The sequence below is a fragment of the Haemophilus sp. CCUG 66565 genome, from assembly GCF_001679495.1.
Taxonomy (GTDB): Bacteria; Pseudomonadota; Gammaproteobacteria; order Enterobacterales; family Pasteurellaceae; genus Haemophilus; species Haemophilus haemolyticus_K.
Genome location: NZ_LZOX01000001.1, coordinates 75811 through 92729, shown reverse-complemented (window position 1 = coordinate 92729; position 16919 = coordinate 75811). Strand labels below are relative to the sequence as shown.

Below are 16919 nucleotides of genomic sequence, written 5' to 3'. Positions count from 1 at the left end.
ATTTATAAAAAAACCCGCTATTCAGTTGAATCGCGGGTTTTCTGTATCCTGTTTTTTGGTGCACTAACCCGCGCCATTAATCATAGTAATGGTCATCATAATGGTGGTAATCGTGCTAATGATTACGGATAAAGTGCGGTTATTTTTCATTGTGTTTTATCTTGAAAAATGAATGCGTAAAGAAATACCGAAATTTCCCGAGCTTGTCAAACAGAAAGTAACAAATTTTTCGGAAATTTTCTCAGTAAATAAATTTCGTGTAAACTAACCGCACTTTTATAAAGGAGAACCTATGGATATCCAGCATAATCTCAACCTAATTCATCAAAAAATTGAAACGGCTTGCAAAGAAGCTAAACGCAATCAAAATACCGTAAAATTACTTGCCGTATCTAAGACCAAACCTATTTCCGCGATTCTTTCGGCTTATCAAGCGGGACAAATTGCCTTTGGGGAAAATTATGTGCAAGAAGGTGTAGAAAAGATCCAATATCTTGAATCTCAAGGTATTAACCTTGAATGGCATTTTATCGGTCCATTACAATCGAATAAAACACGTCTCGTGGCAGAACATTTTGATTGGATGCAAACACTTGAGCGAGCAAAAATTGCAGAGCGTTTAAATGAACAACGACCGACGAATAAGGCGCCGTTGAATGTCTTGATTCAGATGAATATCAGCGATGAAGAAAGTAAATCTGGTATTCAACCTGAGGAAATGTTAACACTAGCAAAACACATCGAAAATTTACCGCACTTATGCCTACGTGGCTTAATGGCAATACCTGCACCGACCGATAAAATCTCAGAACAAGAAAATGCATTTAGAAAGATGTTGGCCCTATTTGAACAACTTAAACAAGCCTTACCTAATCAACAAATTGATACACTTTCTATGGGAATGACGGATGATATGCCGAGCGCAATTAAATGTGGATCAACAATGGTAAGAATTGGTACTGCTATTTTTGGCTCAAGAAATTATACCCAAAAGTAAAATGAATAATTAAAAACGGCTTATGTTTCCATAAGCCGCCCCCCAAAATATACTGTACCTTAAAAAATATTCCGTATGTTAGAAAAATAGGATTCCCCCCCAAACAACAGCAACAATACAAAGAGCAATAAATACCGATGCAGAGCCTTGATCTTTCGCGCGCCCTGAAAGTTCGTGGCGTTCTGTACCAATGCGATCGACAACAGCCTCCACCGCACTATTTAAAAGTTCTAATGCCATCACAAGCAAAACAGAAGAAATCATCAAGATAATTTCAATTTTTGTTTCGCCTAAAAAGAAAGCAAGAGGAATTAAAATGCAGGCTAAAAAACATTCGTGGCGAAAAGCCGTTTCATTTTTAAACGCACTTTTTAAGCCTTGTAATGAATATTTAGTGGAATTGATTAAATGGGCTAGCCCCGTCGTTTTATACATAAATTTTCCTATTTTTATAAACGTTTCGCTTCAATAACATCATCTAATTTTGCTAATCGAGCCAATATTTTACTCAAACTTTCAACATTGTGGAGTTCAATCTCCATATCAATAGTAGCAAGCTGTTTTTTAGTATCAGCACGGCTTGACACTCCTAATACGCTAATTTTCTCATTTGCTAGAACGGTCGTAATATCACGTAATAAGCCGTTGCGATCGCCTGCCACAATACGGATATTAATATGGAAACCACTTGCGTAATTTTCACCCCAAATAGATTCTACTACTCGTTCTGGGTGAGCCGCTTGCAAATCTAAGAACTGTTCACAATCCGCTCGATGAATAGAAATACCACGCCCCATTGTGATATAACCAACAATCGCATCGCCAGGAATAGGTTGGCAGCAACGTGCAATATGATGCATAAGATTGCCCACACCTTCCACAATCACGTAGCCATTTTTTTTCTCAGATTTCTGCTGAGAATTCACCGCACTTTTGTTAGCAACATGACGTAAAATTTCTTGATCAGCCTCTTCAGCGGTCACTTTAATCAATTTACTTTGCAAGAAATTGATTAAGTTATTTAAACGAATATCGCCACTGCCAATGCCCGCATAAAGATCGTCCAAATTTTTCAAGTTATAGCGTGGTAACGCATAAGGTTCCACTTGCTTAATACTTAAATTTAAACGCGCTAATTCATTATCGAGTAATTCTTTACCCGCTGGAATATTTTTATCGCGATCTTGTTTTTTAAACCACGCTTGGATTTTGGCTCGAGATTTTGCGGTGTGAGTAAATCCTAAATTTGGGTTTAGCCAGTCACGGCTTGGATTAGGATTTTTCTGGGTAATAATATCGATTTGATCACCCATTTGTAGCTGATAGGTAAATGGCACAATACGTCCTGCCACTTTAGCCCCGATGCAACGGTGACCAATTTCACTATGAATTGCATAAGCAAAATCTAATGGTGTAGATCCCGTTGGCAAATCCACCACTTCGCCTTTTGGCGTAAACACATAGACGCGATCGTCAAATACTTGGCTACGCAATTCTGCCATCACTTCGCCTGAATCCGTAATATCATCTTGCCAAGCTAGCAATTTGCGCAACCATGCAATTTTTTCTTCATAGGCAGACATACTGCCCGTATTGCCTTCCTTGTATTTCCAGTGAGCCGCCACCCCTAACTCTGCATCATCATGCATTTGTTGAGTTCGAATTTGTACTTCAATTGGCTTGCCGCCTTTACCTAAAACAACAGTATGAATGGATTGATAACCGTTCGGTTTCGGGTTAGCGACATAATCGTCAAATTCTTTGGGTAAGTGTTTAAATTGAGTATGAACAATCCCAAGTGCGGTATAACAATCTTGTAATTTTTGCACGATAATTCTGACCGCTCTTACATCATATAAACCGCTAAACTCAAGATGCTTTTTCTGCATTTTGCGCCAAATGCTGTAAATATGTTTCGGACGACCATATACTTCCACTTGCTCAATACTTTCACGTAAATAACCGCTCAACTCGCTAACGAAATCAGCAATGTAATGTTCACGATCAAGACGACGTTCCTGCAATAATTTAGCAATAGCGCGATATTGTTCAGGATGGAGATAACGGAAGCAGTAATCTTCTAACTCCCATTTCAACTGACCAATCCCAAGACGATTGGCAAGAGGAGCATAAATATTAGAACATTCTTTGGCAGCAAGGACTTTGTCTTCCTCTGCGCAACGATGCTCTGCATCACGTAAGAAAGTAATGCGTTCAGCAAGTTTAATGATTACGCAGCGGAAATCATCCACCATCGCCAACAACATACGGCGAACATTATCCACTTGTAACGCGTTAGCGGAATGACTGGCATTGAGTTGGCGGATATTATCCATTTCCAACACACCTTTGAGCAATTTAGTGATTTTCGCACCAAACTTTTCTTTTAGACTTTCCCAGTCTGTTAATTTATTTACAACGATAGGAAACAACATTGCAGTAAGTAATGTTTCCGCATCCATATTAAGTTCGTGCAAAATTTCTACCATTTCCACGCCAGACTGGAGCATCAAGGTAGCATTCTTCATTTCATCGGGATGGGTGCTCATTAAGTCACGTGCGTAATACCACGCATCGATCAAACTTTTTTCTGTTTGTTCTGCCAGTTTTAAGCCAGCGCACCATTGTTCAATCACAAAATCCTGCGGATTTAACAAATGAGAACCACGAACAGCAACCATAACACCCCCTTGTTGATGAAGAGCAAGCAACTTCCTGTCGCTTTTATTTTGGGTGGATATTGTACCGAATAACCGAGTTATTTTGTAGTGAATAACGTTATCGATTCCAAATGCCCCGTATGAGGGAACATATCTATCACCGCGCTTTTTTCAATCTTGTAGCCAAAATCACGTAAAATTTCCGCATCGCGCACTAATGTTGCGGGATTACAAGACACATATAAAATTTTCTCTGCTTTCAACTCGCACAAAGCATTTAACGCGAAAGCTGCGCCACTGCGTGGAGGATCAAGCAAAATTTTATTGAACGACTGACGTGACCAAGGTTGTTCAACAAAGGATTGGTCAAGATCAGCTTGGAAAAATTCAATATTCTTGATTTGGTTTCTTGCGGCATTTTGTGCCGCTTTTTGTACCATATCAAAAACGCCTTCAATACCTACCGCACTTTTTACGCGTTTGGCGAGAGGAAGCGTAAAATTTCCCATGCCGCAAAATAAATCTAACACGCAATCCTGTTGGTTCAATTCAAGCCAATCCAACGCCGTATTAACCATACGTTCATTTAATGCACGATTTACTTGGATAAAATCACGAATATCAAAATGTAATTTTATACCATCAGAAAATTGATAATAAGGTGCATCGCCATAGTTTTGTTCAATACCTTCATCGCTTTGTAAAAACAGCATTAAATTTTCTTGTTCAGCAAATTTGAGCAATAAAGTGCGGTCAATTTCTACAAGTTTTTTGGTGTAACGTAACAACATTGCGACGCCATTGTCGGCCGCCACAAGTTCAATATGCCCAAGCTGTTTTGGTGTAGAGAATTGTTCTAAAAGTGCGGTTAATTTAGGCAGTAAATAATTAATTTCAGGTTCTGCCACTTCACAAGATTGAACGGTAACTAAATCATTGGTATTTTTCTGACGAAAGCCCATGTCGATTTGTTTTGTGTTTGGGTTAAACCATAAACTCAAACGCACACGACGACGATATGCCCAAGCATCGCCACAAATCATAGGTTGAAATGAAATCGGCTCTGACTGTAATTTACTTAATCGCTTAAACAATGCGGATTCTTTCGCCTTCCTCTGCATTTCAATAGGAATATGTTGCCCTTGGCAACCACCACAACGCATAAAATGAGCACATTTAGGTGCTAAACGTTCAGGGCTTTTTACTCGCCATTTTTTTGCCGTAGCATGCCCATATTGGCGTTTATCTTCCAGAATCCGACATTCCACTTTTTCGTGCGGAAGTGCATTTTCAATAAACCAAGTTTTACCATTAATTTTCGCTACGCCTAAACCTTGATAATCTAAATCAAGAATATTAGCCGTAATGGTTTGAACATTGTTTGTTTTTTGCTTTGGGGTATAAAGAAGAACCATTATTTTAGAAGTAAAATATTTTGAGTGAATAATTCCCGGCTTTTTAATGGTTTATCGCCAAGATAAGGTTTCAGTGCAATACGAGTAAAACGTTTTGCTGCTTGACGTACCGCCTCATCGGAAAAATCGAGAGCTTCAAAGGCTAATAAATCTCTGCCGTAAAAGGTGAGATTATCTTTCACTAAAGACGCGATAAAACCTTTTTCCTCACGATAACGATATGTCATTGAGAAATCGACTGGCTCGCCAGACCCTGCACAATGCAGAAAATCCACGCCGTAACCGAGAATTTGTAAAAGTTGAAATTCAAAAAGACGCAACGTTGGCTCAACATTGGTTTCAGTTGCCAAGCCTGTTAAGCATTTTAAATAATGTTGAAATAGCGAAGGATTCGGCATTTCAGGCTCAATGACACGAGTCAATAACTCATTCACATAAAAACCGCTATAAAGTGCGGTTTGTTGTAAAGGCAGTGTAATTGCGGCAGGTTCAGCTTTAGTGAGGGTTTTCAATGAGCTTTTTCCCGTCCAACGCAACAATAAAGGTGTGAAAGGTTGCAAGACCGACTTCCAAGATGAACGCTTTGCTCGTGCGCCCTTGGCGATCACGGTTAGGCGACCACTTTCTTCAGTAAACAAATCGACTAAAAGACTCGTTTCACTATAAGGGAGACGATGAAGAATAAAGCCACGTTGGAGTTCGGTTTGCACAATTAATTACCGGATAAACGCTCTACGGGTTGTAACACACATTGTTCCGCTAAAACTTCACCTAAATTAGTTTTTAGCACACTGAAATCCTCGCGCTCTTGCCACGTCCAACGAATATTGCCGTAATTCTTACCGCGCTCAGAAATCATTAATGTCAATTTTTCTGACATAGAATTGAACGTCACCGTAATGTGATGCAATGATTTTTTACGTTTTTTTTGAGTGGAATGAACAACACGAACTTGTTTGTCATCTTTACACAAATAAACTTTCGCCTCACCTTTTTGCAAAGCTTTATCTACTTTTTCCACCTGCATCTTTTGCAGCTCTAGCTTCTTTGGTAAATCACTTTGAGCACAACCGACCAAGCAAAGTGCGGTTAAAATTAGAAACGTTTTTCTAAACATAAAATCCTACTTAAAAAAGAAAAATGGGCGATTGCTCGCCCTAAAAATTATTTTTTATATTCATAAGAACCATCAGATTGACGAACAAATCGAGTACCGTTAGATAAACGCATTTCATTTACTCGCCCTTGACTGTTCACAGATACTGAAACTTTATCACCTGGTTTAAAGCTACTTAAAACATTGCCCGCTCCAGCTGCTTTACTCATTGCATTAACATCCGAAATATTAAGTTGATTGTCACGGAATACTTGCATAAGAGAAACGCCTTTAGGCACAGTTAATGTTTTCGCCGATGCCGTTGGTGCTGCTGCTTTCGTTGCAGGTTTTGCCTCAACAATTTGAACCTTAGCTTCTTTTTTAACTTGAATCGGTTTTGCTTCAACAATTGGTGCTTTTCCAGCTGTTTTAGCGACGGTTTGTTCAGTTGCTTTTGCTGGTACATGTGCTTTTTCCGCAACTTTCACTTCTTTTTTCGCGGTATCTTTATGCACAACTTGTTGTTCGACTACTTTTTTCACCGGTTGAACTGGCGCTACAACAGTTGGTGCTTTTGGCTGTTCCACTTGAGCTTGTTGAACTTGAGTTTGTAGTTGCTCAGGTTGAGCAGCTTGCATAGGCTTAGCTGAAGCTGAATCCATTGTATTGGAGGTTTGAACTGGAGATTGAGCCATATTTTGTGGCGCAGCCATGTTTTGTGGCGCAGCCATGTTTTCTGCAGGTTGATTTTGAGCAGTCGCACTATTAGCTGATTCATCTGCTTTTGGCGCATTTTCAGGTTGGTTAGCTTGCTCTGTAGCCATCTGATTTTGTGCAGGAGGATTATCTAAAATCGTGGTTTCAACTGGTTGATTTTGATCTAAAGATTGGAACTGCACTGGGATTTCATTGCTGTTAGATTGAGTGAAAGACTCAACCGTGTCAGAACTTGGTTTTAATGCAAAGAAAATAATTAATAAAATGACCAACGCCAAAATAGCCATAAATAAACGGCGATGTTTTGCCGGTAATACTTGCAACACTTTCCATTTTTCCGGTTGGCTTAAAGTGCGTTTTTCCGCTTGCTCAACAGTTTCTGTAGCAATAGTTTCAGTTTTAATTTCTTCTTCAACAGCAGATACTGTCTCTTCTGCAAATACAGTCTGAATAACAGGCTCTTGTTCTGTTCTCAATGTTTCGTTAGAAATAAAAGGTGCGCTTTCTTGAGCTGGAGTATGGCCAAAAGTGGGCTCTTTACGCTCATGAAAATTTGTTTCTACATGATCTTTTTTAGCAAATAAACCTTTTGCTTTATCAAAAATTGACTCACTTGGTTGCACCACTTTCTTTGGTGTAATTGGTTCAACTTGATTAAGACCTAAATCTAATTCATCTTGAGATGATTGTTCATTTTGATTTTTATTCATAGAATCCACTGGATTACTCCTGATACTTGTTGTTATTCATGTTAATTAGCCGCGGAAGTGCGGCGAAAAAAATTACGCGATATTTTATCGGATCTTATTCCGCGTATAAAGTCTTATTTGGTTCGCCAGCAATTTCTCGTGCAAGTTTGGGAACAAGATAGCCAGATGTAAGAGATTGCAAGGTTTTATAAATTTGCATAGCCTCGATATCGCTAATCAAAAAATGGCTCGCCCCTTGCACTTTATCTAGCAAATGCAAGTAATAAGGCAAAATTCCTGTTTGAAAAAGTTTATCACTCAATATTTTTAGAATTTGCGCGTCATCATTCACGCCTTTTAACAAAACGGATTGATTCAAAAGCGTGACATTCACGGCTTTTAATTTTTGCATCGCATGGGCAAAAATTTGATCAATTTCATTTGGGTGATTAATGTGTGTCACCATAACCGTTTGCAAACGAGTTTCTACTAATAAGGTACAAAATTCATCAGTAATTCGTTGCGGAATCACAACAGGCAAACGGGTGTGAATACGCAAACGTTGTAAGTGCGGTATATTTTCCAAATGTTTTATTAACCACGCTAACTCATGATCTTTCGCCATTAAAGGATCACCGCCTGAAAAAATCACTTCTTCAATTTCAGGATGCACCGCAATGTAATCTAATGCCAGTTGCCAGCTTCTTTTATTTCCTGGGTTTTCGTCGTAAGGAAAATGTCGGCGGAAGCAATAACGACAATTCACCGCACAACCGCCCTTCGCCATAAAGAGCAAGCGGTTTTGATATTTATGAAGAATATTCGGCACGGCATTGGCATTTTTTTCTTCTAATGGATCCGTACTAAATCCTTCGGCTTGTACAAACTCTAGATTAGAACACATCACTTGCAAGAAAAGGGGATCTTGCGGATTACCTTTTTCTATTTTATCAATGAAAGGTTGTGGTACGCGAAGAGAAAAAAGTTTCCGCGCAGCAATAGATTGCTCAAAATCATCTTCTGGTAAATTTAAGGCTTTTAGCAATAATTTAGGATCTGAAATCGCATTTTTTAGAATTGTGAGCCAATTTTGTTCTTCTCTAATGACGGGTTCTTGGGTTAAAATACGCACTTTTCAAACCATCTCTAATTTTTAGGATATTAAAAATATGGCTACATATACTACCAGTGATTTCAAACCAGGTCTAAAATTTATGCAAGACGGTGAACCTTGCGTAATCGTTGAAAATGAATTCGTAAAACCAGGTAAAGGTCAAGCTTTCACCCGTACTCGTATTCGTAAATTAATTTCAGGCAAAGTATTAGACGTAAACTTCAAATCTGGTACTTCGGTTGAAGCTGCTGATGTTATGGATCTTAACTTAACTTATTCATACAAAGACGATGCATTCTGGTACTTCATGCACCCAGAAACATTTGAACAATACTCTGCTGATGCAAAAGCTGTAGGTGATGCAGAAAAATGGTTATTAGACCAAGCAGATTGTATCGTGACTTTATGGAATGGTGCGCCAATTACTGTTACTCCACCAAACTTTGTTGAATTAGAAATCGTCGATACAGACCCAGGTCTTAAAGGCGATACAGCAGGTACTGGCGGTAAACCAGCAACATTAAGCACTGGCGCAGTAGTAAAAGTGCCTCTTTTCGTTCAAATCGGTGAAGTAATCAAAGTTGATACTCGTTCTGGCGAATACGTATCTCGTGTAAAATAATATTTTACTGTTAAACGAAGGTAAGCTATTTTCGCTGCTATTCAAAGCAAAAAATCTAAATAAAAAATAGCCCCAGACAATTATAGTCTGGGGCTTACTTTTAGTTGATTATCAAGAAATCACGGTAATTCATCAATTTCCTTATCTACTTTAGGCGGGATCATATGTTCTCGGCGTAATCCAACATCGTATGCAATTGCGATTGCAATAAAGATTGAAGAATATGTACCAAATCCAATCCCCACAAGTAACGCTAAAGAGAAGTTATGAATTGATGGACCACCAAAAAAGAACAATGCAATAACAACAATTAATGTTGTAGCAGAGGTCATGATGGTTCTTGATAAAGTTTGAGTTAAAGAAACATCAATAATATCAATCGTATCTAGACGTCTTATTTTTCTAAAGTTTTCACGCACACGGTCAAAGACCACGATACTATCGTTAATAGAATAACCCACAACAGATAAAATCGCTGCAACGAAGGTTAAATCAATTTCGATTTGTAACGCTGAAAACACACCAAGAGTAATAATTACGTCATGCGCAAGGGATGCGATACCGCCGAAACCTAAACGCCATTCAAAGCGAGAACCTACATAAACTAGCATCATCGCTAATGTCGCTAATGTCGCATACACCGCGCCTTGAGCCAATTCTTCCCCTACGTTTGGCCCAACGAATTCAACACTACGAATCTTAATGCCAGAATCTACTTCTTGGAGCATTCCTTTTACGCGATCGCCAATGCCTGAATCATTATCCGTAGCTGGTAAACGAATCATGACATCTTGAACAGAACCCGTTGTCTGCACAATTGGGCTTTCAATACCATTTTCATGGAGCTTACCACGGATTTTTTCTAAGTCTGCAGATTGTGAAAAATGGGTATCAAAAACAACCCCACCAGTAAAATCCAATCCCCAGTTAAAGCCTTTTGATACGATAAAAAATAGCGAAATGGCCATTAAAAGTGCGGAAAAAACATAGCCCCATTTACGCAGTTTCATAAATTCGGTCAATGGGAACGGGAGTTTAATCCCATTGATTTCACGGATAAAATGTCCGTCTTTATCTTTTGCAAAAATTTTCATCGTTCCCTACCTAAATTGATAATTTCTTAAGTTGTTTGCCGCCATAAAGTGCATTAACTAATGCGCGTGTTCCTGTAATTGCAGTAAACATTGAAATTGCCACACCAAGTGAAAGCGTAATTGCAAATCCTTGAATTGGGCCTGTCCCCACAGCATACAAGATAATTGCGGTTAAAATTGTCGTTAAATTCGCATCAAAAATAGAGGTAAACGCCCCGTTGTAACCTTCGTTGATTGCTTGTTGAATTGGGCGGCCATTACGAATTTCTTCTTTAATACGTTCAAAAATCAATACGTTTGCATCCACCGACATACCTAAGGTTAATACGATACCGGCAATCCCTGGCATGGAAAGTGTCGCACCAGGTAAAATAGACATTAAACCAACTAACAACACAATATTAATGACCAAAGCAAAACTTGCGATAATACCGAACATTTTGTAGTAGAACAGCATAAAGACAATCACAGCGATGAGTCCCCAGAAACTTGCATTAATCCCTTGTTCTACATTTTGTGCACCCAAAGATGGGCCAATTGTACGTTCTTCAACAATTTGAATTGGTGCAATTAATGCGCCAGATTTCAATAAGGTAGAAAGATTGTGCGCTTCAGCGATACTATCAACACCGGTAATTTGGAAATTAGAACTGAAACGACCTTGGATCGTCGCCACATTAATGACTTCCTCATGTTTTTCTAGAATGGTTTTACCATTTTCGTCTTTTTTACCGTTATCTTTATATTCAACATAAAGCGTCGCCATTGGTTTCTTGTAATATTTTTTGGTGGTTTGAGACATAATCTCACCACCTTCACCATCCAAGGTTACACTCACTTGCGGGGTGCTTGAATGCTGATCTAAACCAGAACTTGAATTAATAATATGCTCACCACCTAATACTGCACGTTTAAATAATGCGACAGGATGACCTTGGCGATCATATTTAACTTCCGAATCAGCTGGCAACATATTACGAGAAATTGCATCGGCCGTAACATTTTGATTTACGATACGAAACTCAAGCGTTGCAGTTGCTCCTAAAATTTCTTTTGCGCGAGCAGTATCTTGAACACCTGGTAATTCAATTACAATACGTTCCGCGCCTTGACGTTGAATGACAGCCTCAGATACCCCTAGTTCAGCAACACGTTTACGCAAAATCGTTAAGTTTTGCTCAATGGCTAAGTCGCGTGCTTCATTTAATGCTGAAGTTGAAAGACCTAAATTGATACTATCGTTATCCAACTCTGTGATATCTAAGGTTGGATGCAACTGATGAATAATACGTTCCGCTTTAGAGCGTTGACTTGCATCAGCCAATGTGACAGACGTGCCAAAATGCTCAGTATTTTTAATTGTCGTATATTGAATTTTTTCTTTGCGAAGTTCGTTACGTAAACTGTCTTGTAATTGCTCTTGACGTTTTACAAGTGCAGCATTCATATCGACTTCCATCAAAAAACGAACCCCACCGCGTAAGTCTAATCCCCATTTCATTGGGTTAGCACCAAACATGCTTAACCAAGCTGGAGTGGCAGGAGCAAGATTTAATGCAGTGGTGTAATTATTGCCAAGACGTTCAGCAATTTTATCTTTAGCGAGGAGTTGATCATCGGTATTAGTGAAACGAGCTAGAATTGAGCCGTTCTCAAGCACGACAGATTTGGTTGGAAGATTGTTGGTTTTAAGCACATCTTGAACTTGTCCAAGCACGCTAGTATTCGCTTCTTGACCGCGCGTACCAGAAATTTGAACCGCAGGATCTTCACCATAAATATTTGGAAGAGAATATAAAATCCCGATGGCCACAATAAAAATAACCATCAAATTCTTCCATAATGGATAACGGTTTAACATAGTTTTCCTTTTCTTTTCTAACGCACAGAGCCACAATTCGTGGCTCTGGAAAATAATTTAACGTTACTCTTAAAGTGATTTTAATGAACCTTTAGGAAGAACGCTCACAATGTAGTTACGATTAATCGTAATTTCTGTCGTGTCGTTTAACGCAATCACGATGCTATCGCTACCTTCGGTTACTTTAGTAATTTTGCCGATTAAACCACCAGCAGTTAAAACTTCAGTACCTTTTGCAAGCTCAGACATCAATTTTTTATGTTCTTTATTGCGTTTAGCTTGCGGGCGATAAATCATAAAGTAAAAAATTAAACCAAAGATCACGAAAATAAATAACGTGGACATCGGGTTTTGTGCTTCCATTGTATGTTTTCCTTGTTAATTTAAGTTAAAAATTGCGCTTAAAATACCATAAATTGGCTCATTGGGAAAGGTGAACCACGCCCAATATCCTACGTTATGGCGATTAATTTTATTTTTTCAAGATAACGATAAATTCTTTTTCCGAAGCGTAATATTGCTCGACCAAAACAACAGAATTTTCTTCTGCAAAAATAGAAAAATTTTCCACCGCACTTTCAAGGTTTAAGATCAACATTAGCTCATCATTTTTATCCAAATTTTTTAAGGCTTTTTTGGCACTTAAAATAGGAATTGGACATCGAAGTGCGGTTAAATTGAGCTGATATTTCATTCTTTAACTTGACGACGAGCACTCATGTTCTTGCCCATTTCAGCCAAAATATCCGCACTTAAGCATTCACGCCCCATTTCAAATAGCGGTTCTTCTAACGCAATATGACGCTCATAACCTTGAACAAAGCGTTCAATTAAATGTTCATCAATATTTTGACGTTGTTCAGAAATAAGTTCTTCTAACTGCGCAGATAGTGCATTCCAATTTTCATGCAAATATTCGTGCTGTTTTTCTAATTCATCAATGGAGGTTTGTGCTTGCGGAGCCACTTTGACTAATTGAGGAAAAAAATCTAATTCTTCATCCTCATGATGTAGCGGTGCTGCACGATTGAAATAAGTTAAAATCTGCTCAACATCATTTAATACAGCCTGAGTATAGCCGTGTTTTTCTAGATAATCAGGCAAAATGCTTAACTGGCGACAAAAACGTTTTACCTTACTATGACAGGCATAAAGCATTTCAATAGGTTCATTCCAGGTGGCGAATTGTTGAGGTTCAAGAATTTGCATAAGGTTTCCTTTGTTAAAAAGTGCGGTCAAAAAACATTTCATTTTTCTACCGCACTTTCATCAATTATGATTTATCTGCTAATTGTAATGGTGGAACAGGTTTGCCCATGAGAGCATAGAATTCCACCACAAAATCATCAAAACGATCATCTTCAATCGCTTGACGAATTTCCGCCATTAAACGTTGATAATAGCGTAAATTGTGAATGGTATTTAAGCGCGCACCTAAAATTTCACCGCACTTATCTAAATGATATAAATAGGCTTTGGTGTAGTTTTTACAGGTGTAGCAATCACATTCAGGATCTAATGGGCTGGTATCATCGCGATATTTTGCATTACGGATTTTAACAATGCCGTCAGTCACGAATAAATGGCCGTTACGAGCATTACGAGTTGGCATTACGCAGTCAAACATATCAATACCACGACGCACGCCTTCCACTAAATCTTCTGGTTTACCCACGCCCATTAAATAACGCGGTTTATCAGCAGGGATTTGTGGGCAAATGTATTCTAAAATACGGTGCATGTCTTCTTTTGGTTCGCCTACCGCTAAACCGCCCACTGCATAACCGTCAAAGCCAATATTCACTAAGCCTTCTAATGATACTTTGCGTAATTCTTCAAATACGCCGCCTTGGATAATACCAAATAGGGCATTCTTATTGCCTAATTCATCAAAGCGATCGCGGCTACGTTTTGCCCAACGAATAGACATTTCCATGGATTTTTTCGCATAATCGAAAGTCGCTGGATAAGGCGTACATTCATCGAAAATCATCACGATATCAGAACCTAAATCATATTGAATTTCCATAGATTTTTCAGGCGAAAGGAAAATGCGCTCACCGTTAATTGGATTTTGGAATTTCACGCCTTCTTCGGTAATTTTACGTAATTTACCTAAACTAAATACTTGGAAACCGCCACTGTCTGTCAAAATCGGGCGATGCCATTGCATAAAATCATGTAAATCACCGTGTTTACGCATCACTTCCTGTCCAGGACGAAGCCATAGATGGAACGTATTACCCAGTAAAATCTCTGCACCTGTCGCACGCACTTCTTCTGGTGTCATGCCTTTTACTGTTCCATAAGTACCCACTGGCATAAATGCAGGGGTTTCTACACTGAACGTGCCTTGTGGACGTTCAAATACCAAGCGACCACGACGGGCATTGCCGCTTGTTTTATCTAATTCATACTTCATTTTTGCTCCAACGAATAAACAGTTCGAAGATTTTTTGAACAAAAAAGCCTGTTAAAAAATACAGGCTTTGTGCTATCATATTTCCAATGCTCTTTGAGCAGAGGCGGATCTGCTAAAATCAGTCCGCCAGTACGCACCTGACGGGCTGTTTGAGTAGATCCTTCATTTGTAATCAAATTGAGGATAAAAACTATGATTAATCTCATCATTAAACTAATCATTGTTATTCTACTTTGCCTACTATTGAAAGGTAGCGCTGGCTAGGTAGATTCTCCGACAAGGGATGGTTACTGCCATCTCTTGTTCTTTATTGTAGGTGCTGACTAATTACAAGTCAAACAACTTATTCCAATCCTCTCACATTAGAATTTTTATTAATAAACATCGCATCTCCATAACTAAAGAAACGATATTTTTCTTGCACTGCATGCTTATACGCATTCATAGTATTTTTATAACCAGCAAAAGCTGAAACTAACATTATCAATGTGCTTTCAGGTAAGTGGAAATTAGTAATTAAACAATCTACTACTCGGAATTTTTTACCAGGATAAATAAAAATAGAGGTATCAGAAAAATAAGGTTCAATTAAATCTGGATTGCCAAATTCTTCCGCAGAAAGCGCCGCACTTTCAATAGAACGAACAGAAGTGGTTCCTACTGCAATAACACGTTTAGCCGCTTTCTTTGTTGCAATAATTGCATTGCAAACTTCTTGAGAAACTTCTACGTATTCTGCATGCATCACATGCTCTTCAATATTCTCGACACGAACAGGCTGAAATGTTCCTGCGCCGACATGCAATGTAACAAATTCAAAATTCACGCCTTTCGCTTTAAGTTTTTCAAGTAAGTTCTCATCAAAATGTAATCCTGCTGTCGGTGCAGCTACAGCACCCGGTACTTTACTATAAACGGTTTGATAACATTCTTGATCGGCTTCTTCATCTGGACGGTCAATATAAGGCGGCAATGGCATATGTCCAATGGCTTGCAACACATCTAAAAGAGCGGTTGATTTATCACTTAATTCCACTTCAAATAATGCACCATGACGCGCTGTCATTACCGCTTTAATTCCATTATTTTCGCCTAATTTATCTTCACCTAAAAATAATTCAGCCCCTTCTTTTGGTGATTTTGATGAACGGATATGGGCTAAGAAACGATACTCATCTAGCATGCGTTCAACTAAAACTTCAATTTTTCCACCACTGGCTTTACGCCCAAACATTCTTGCAGGAATGACGCGAGTATTATTGAAAATCAATAAATCGCCTTCATCAATTAAATCCAATACATCTGAAAAAGTGCGGTCAATTACCGCTCCATTTTCTCCATTCAAATGTAATAAACGGCAAGATGCTCTATCCTCTTTTGGATAGTGAGCAATAAGTTCATCAGGTAAATCAAAATTAAAATCTGAAACACGCATAATCAATATGGATAAAATAAAATGATGGTTAAGTCTAGTTTGAATTCAATATGAACTCAAGAAAAAATCAAATTAAGAGAATTTTATCCCCCTCATTGTATAGCTGTTAATTTAAGATTTGTTTCTTTCGAGAGAGAATAGCTAAATATTTTATGGTAGCCTTACATTAGCCATCAATGAGTATTCAAAATGTTAATAAACTATACCTACACGATCTTTTTGCTATCAAAAAAGATATCCTATAGAATGCCGAAATCAAGATAAGGTGAAAGACAATGACAAAGAAAAAAATAAAACCCGGATCAAATACTATTGCACTGAATAAACGAGCACGACACGATTATTTTATTGAAGATGAGATTGAAGCAGGTCTTGAACTACAAGGCTGGGAAGTAAAATCAATGCGTGCAGGCAAGGCAAATATTAGTGATAGCTATGTAATTTTCAAAAATGGAGAAGCTTTTTTATTTGGTGCCAGCATCCAGCCTCTAAATGTTGCCTCAACTCACATTGTTTGCGATCCTACACGAACACGTAAATTATTACTCAATAAGCGAGAACTTGCCTCACTATTTGGTAAAGCTAATCGTGACGGATTCACTATTGTGGCGCTATCTCTTTATTGGAAAAGTGCTTGGGCAAAAGTTAAAATTGGCTTAGCAAAAGGGAAAAAACAACACGACAAACGCGATGACATTAAAGAGCGTGAGTGGAAAGTTACAAAAGATCGCATTATGAAAAATGCACATCGTGGATGATATGAAAAAAGTATAAAGCCCGAAATGATTCGGGCTTTA

The 16919-nt window shown here is 38.5% G+C and carries 17 protein-coding genes and 1 other annotated feature; of the genes, 3 read left to right on the top strand and 14 right to left on the bottom strand.

The window, feature by feature from the left end; genetic code table 11:
* Positions 1–3: 3 nt before the first annotated feature.
* Positions 4–122, bottom strand: a sequence feature (Thr leader region).
* Positions 123–292: 170 nt separating this feature from the next.
* Positions 293–997 (top strand): YggS family pyridoxal phosphate-dependent enzyme, encoded by a 705-nt coding sequence (locus tag A9501_RS00460; RefSeq protein ID WP_065264495.1) that lies wholly within the window; start codon positions 293–295, stop codon positions 995–997.
* 78 nt (positions 998–1075) lie between these two features.
* Here the strand turns inward: A9501_RS00460 and A9501_RS00455 are convergent, their stop codons facing one another.
* The 7 genes from A9501_RS00455 to epmB form a co-directional block, all read right to left on the bottom strand.
* On the bottom strand, positions 1076–1432 hold the full coding sequence (locus tag A9501_RS00455) for a diacylglycerol kinase (protein WP_065264494.1): 357 nt from the start codon (positions 1430–1432) through the stop codon (positions 1076–1078).
* Between the two features lie 14 nt (positions 1433–1446).
* Positions 1447–3678, bottom strand: a complete 2232-nt coding sequence (relA, locus tag A9501_RS00450) for a GTP diphosphokinase (RefSeq protein ID WP_065264493.1) — start codon at positions 3676–3678, stop codon at positions 1447–1449.
* Positions 3679–3755: 77 nt separating this feature from the next.
* Positions 3756–5072, bottom strand: a complete 1317-nt coding sequence (gene rlmD, locus A9501_RS00445; RefSeq protein WP_065264492.1) for a 23S rRNA (uracil(1939)-C(5))-methyltransferase RlmD — start codon at positions 5070–5072, stop codon at positions 3756–3758.
* Positions 5072–5782, bottom strand: coding sequence for a DNA repair protein RecO (gene recO, locus A9501_RS00440; protein ID WP_065264491.1), 711 nt, complete (start codon positions 5780–5782; stop codon positions 5072–5074). Before recO ends, rlmD begins: the two co-directional genes overlap by 1 nt.
* A gap of 2 nt (positions 5783–5784) precedes the next feature.
* Positions 5785–6189, bottom strand: coding sequence for an Opacity-associated protein OapB (locus tag A9501_RS00435; protein WP_065264490.1), 405 nt, complete (start codon positions 6187–6189; stop codon positions 5785–5787).
* A gap of 47 nt (positions 6190–6236) precedes the next feature.
* Positions 6237–7604, bottom strand: coding sequence for an opacity-associated protein OapA (oapA, locus tag A9501_RS00430; protein ID WP_065264489.1), 1368 nt, complete (start codon positions 7602–7604; stop codon positions 6237–6239).
* Between the two features lie 85 nt (positions 7605–7689).
* On the bottom strand, positions 7690–8706 hold the full coding sequence (gene epmB / locus A9501_RS00425) for an EF-P beta-lysylation protein EpmB (protein ID WP_065264488.1): 1017 nt from the start codon (positions 8704–8706) through the stop codon (positions 7690–7692).
* Between the two features lie 37 nt (positions 8707–8743).
* Between epmB and efp the strand changes: the two genes are divergently transcribed.
* The gene (gene efp / locus A9501_RS00420; protein WP_005635150.1) at positions 8744–9310 is read left to right on the top strand and encodes an elongation factor P; all 567 of its coding nucleotides are present in this window, start codon (positions 8744–8746) and stop codon (positions 9308–9310) included.
* A 119-nt stretch (positions 9311–9429) separates the two neighbouring features.
* Here efp and secF read toward each other — a convergent pair whose 3' ends face one another.
* From secF to queA, 7 genes are all read right to left on the bottom strand, one after another.
* Positions 9430–10404 carry a protein translocase subunit SecF gene (gene secF, locus A9501_RS00415; protein WP_065264487.1) on the bottom strand — a complete coding sequence of 325 codons (975 nt, stop codon included), beginning with the start codon at positions 10402–10404 and terminating at the stop codon, positions 9430–9432.
* A 10-nt stretch (positions 10405–10414) separates the two neighbouring features.
* Complete coding sequence (secD, locus tag A9501_RS00410) at positions 10415–12265, bottom strand: protein translocase subunit SecD (protein WP_065264486.1); 1851 nt, start codon at positions 12263–12265, stop codon at positions 10415–10417.
* A gap of 69 nt (positions 12266–12334) precedes the next feature.
* Positions 12335–12628 carry a preprotein translocase subunit YajC gene (gene yajC / locus A9501_RS00405; protein ID WP_005631054.1) on the bottom strand — a complete coding sequence of 98 codons (294 nt, stop codon included), beginning with the start codon at positions 12626–12628 and terminating at the stop codon, positions 12335–12337.
* Between the two features lie 109 nt (positions 12629–12737).
* Positions 12738–12959 (bottom strand): sulfurtransferase TusA family protein, encoded by a 222-nt coding sequence (locus A9501_RS00400; RefSeq protein WP_065264485.1) that lies wholly within the window; start codon positions 12957–12959, stop codon positions 12738–12740.
* Positions 12956–13474, bottom strand: a complete 519-nt coding sequence (locus A9501_RS00395; RefSeq protein WP_065264484.1) for a hemerythrin domain-containing protein — start codon at positions 13472–13474, stop codon at positions 12956–12958. Before A9501_RS00395 ends, A9501_RS00400 begins: the two co-directional genes overlap by 4 nt.
* A gap of 64 nt (positions 13475–13538) precedes the next feature.
* On the bottom strand, positions 13539–14687 hold the full coding sequence (gene tgt, locus A9501_RS00390; protein WP_065264483.1) for a tRNA guanosine(34) transglycosylase Tgt: 1149 nt from the start codon (positions 14685–14687) through the stop codon (positions 13539–13541).
* A gap of 343 nt (positions 14688–15030) precedes the next feature.
* The gene (queA, locus tag A9501_RS00380) at positions 15031–16122 is read right to left on the bottom strand and encodes a tRNA preQ1(34) S-adenosylmethionine ribosyltransferase-isomerase QueA (protein WP_065264481.1); all 1092 of its coding nucleotides are present in this window, start codon (positions 16120–16122) and stop codon (positions 15031–15033) included.
* A gap of 275 nt (positions 16123–16397) precedes the next feature.
* Here queA and smpB point away from each other — a divergent pair, with 275 nt between their 5' ends.
* Positions 16398–16880 (top strand): SsrA-binding protein SmpB, encoded by a 483-nt coding sequence (gene smpB, locus A9501_RS00375; RefSeq protein WP_065250223.1) that lies wholly within the window; start codon positions 16398–16400, stop codon positions 16878–16880.
* Positions 16881–16919: the final 39 nt, after the last annotated feature.

Excerpts from the sequence above, each read along its gene's own strand:
- A9501_RS00435 (WP_065264490.1), bottom strand. The coding sequence starts at position 6,189 with ATGTTTAGAAAAACGTTTCTAATTTTAACCGCACTTTGCTTGGTCGGT.
- secF (WP_065264487.1), bottom strand. The coding sequence starts at position 10,404 with ATGAAAATTTTTGCAAAAGATAAAGACGGACATTTTATCCGTGAAATC.
- secD (WP_065264486.1), bottom strand. The coding sequence starts at position 12,265 with ATGTTAAACCGTTATCCATTATGGAAGAATTTGATGGTTATTTTTATT.
- queA (WP_065264481.1), bottom strand. The coding sequence starts at position 16,122 with ATGCGTGTTTCAGATTTTAATTTTGATTTACCTGATGAACTTATTGCT.
- A9501_RS00455 (WP_065264494.1), bottom strand. The coding sequence starts at position 1,432 with ATGTATAAAACGACGGGGCTAGCCCATTTAATCAATTCCACTAAATAT.
- rlmD (WP_065264492.1), bottom strand. The coding sequence starts at position 5,072 with ATGGTTCTTCTTTATACCCCAAAGCAAAAAACAAACAATGTTCAAACC.
- tgt (WP_065264483.1), bottom strand. The coding sequence starts at position 14,687 with ATGAAGTATGAATTAGATAAAACAAGCGGCAATGCCCGTCGTGGTCGC.
- A9501_RS00395 (WP_065264484.1), bottom strand. The coding sequence starts at position 13,474 with ATGCAAATTCTTGAACCTCAACAATTCGCCACCTGGAATGAACCTATT.
- smpB (WP_065250223.1), top strand. The coding sequence starts at position 16,398 with ATGACAAAGAAAAAAATAAAACCCGGATCAAATACTATTGCACTGAAT.
- A9501_RS00460 (WP_065264495.1), top strand. The coding sequence starts at position 293 with ATGGATATCCAGCATAATCTCAACCTAATTCATCAAAAAATTGAAACG.
- relA (WP_065264493.1), bottom strand. The coding sequence starts at position 3,678 with ATGGTTGCTGTTCGTGGTTCTCATTTGTTAAATCCGCAGGATTTTGTG.
- yajC (WP_005631054.1), bottom strand. The coding sequence starts at position 12,628 with ATGGAAGCACAAAACCCGATGTCCACGTTATTTATTTTCGTGATCTTT.
- efp (WP_005635150.1), top strand. The coding sequence starts at position 8,744 with ATGGCTACATATACTACCAGTGATTTCAAACCAGGTCTAAAATTTATG.
- A9501_RS00400 (WP_065264485.1), bottom strand. The coding sequence starts at position 12,959 with ATGAAATATCAGCTCAATTTAACCGCACTTCGATGTCCAATTCCTATT.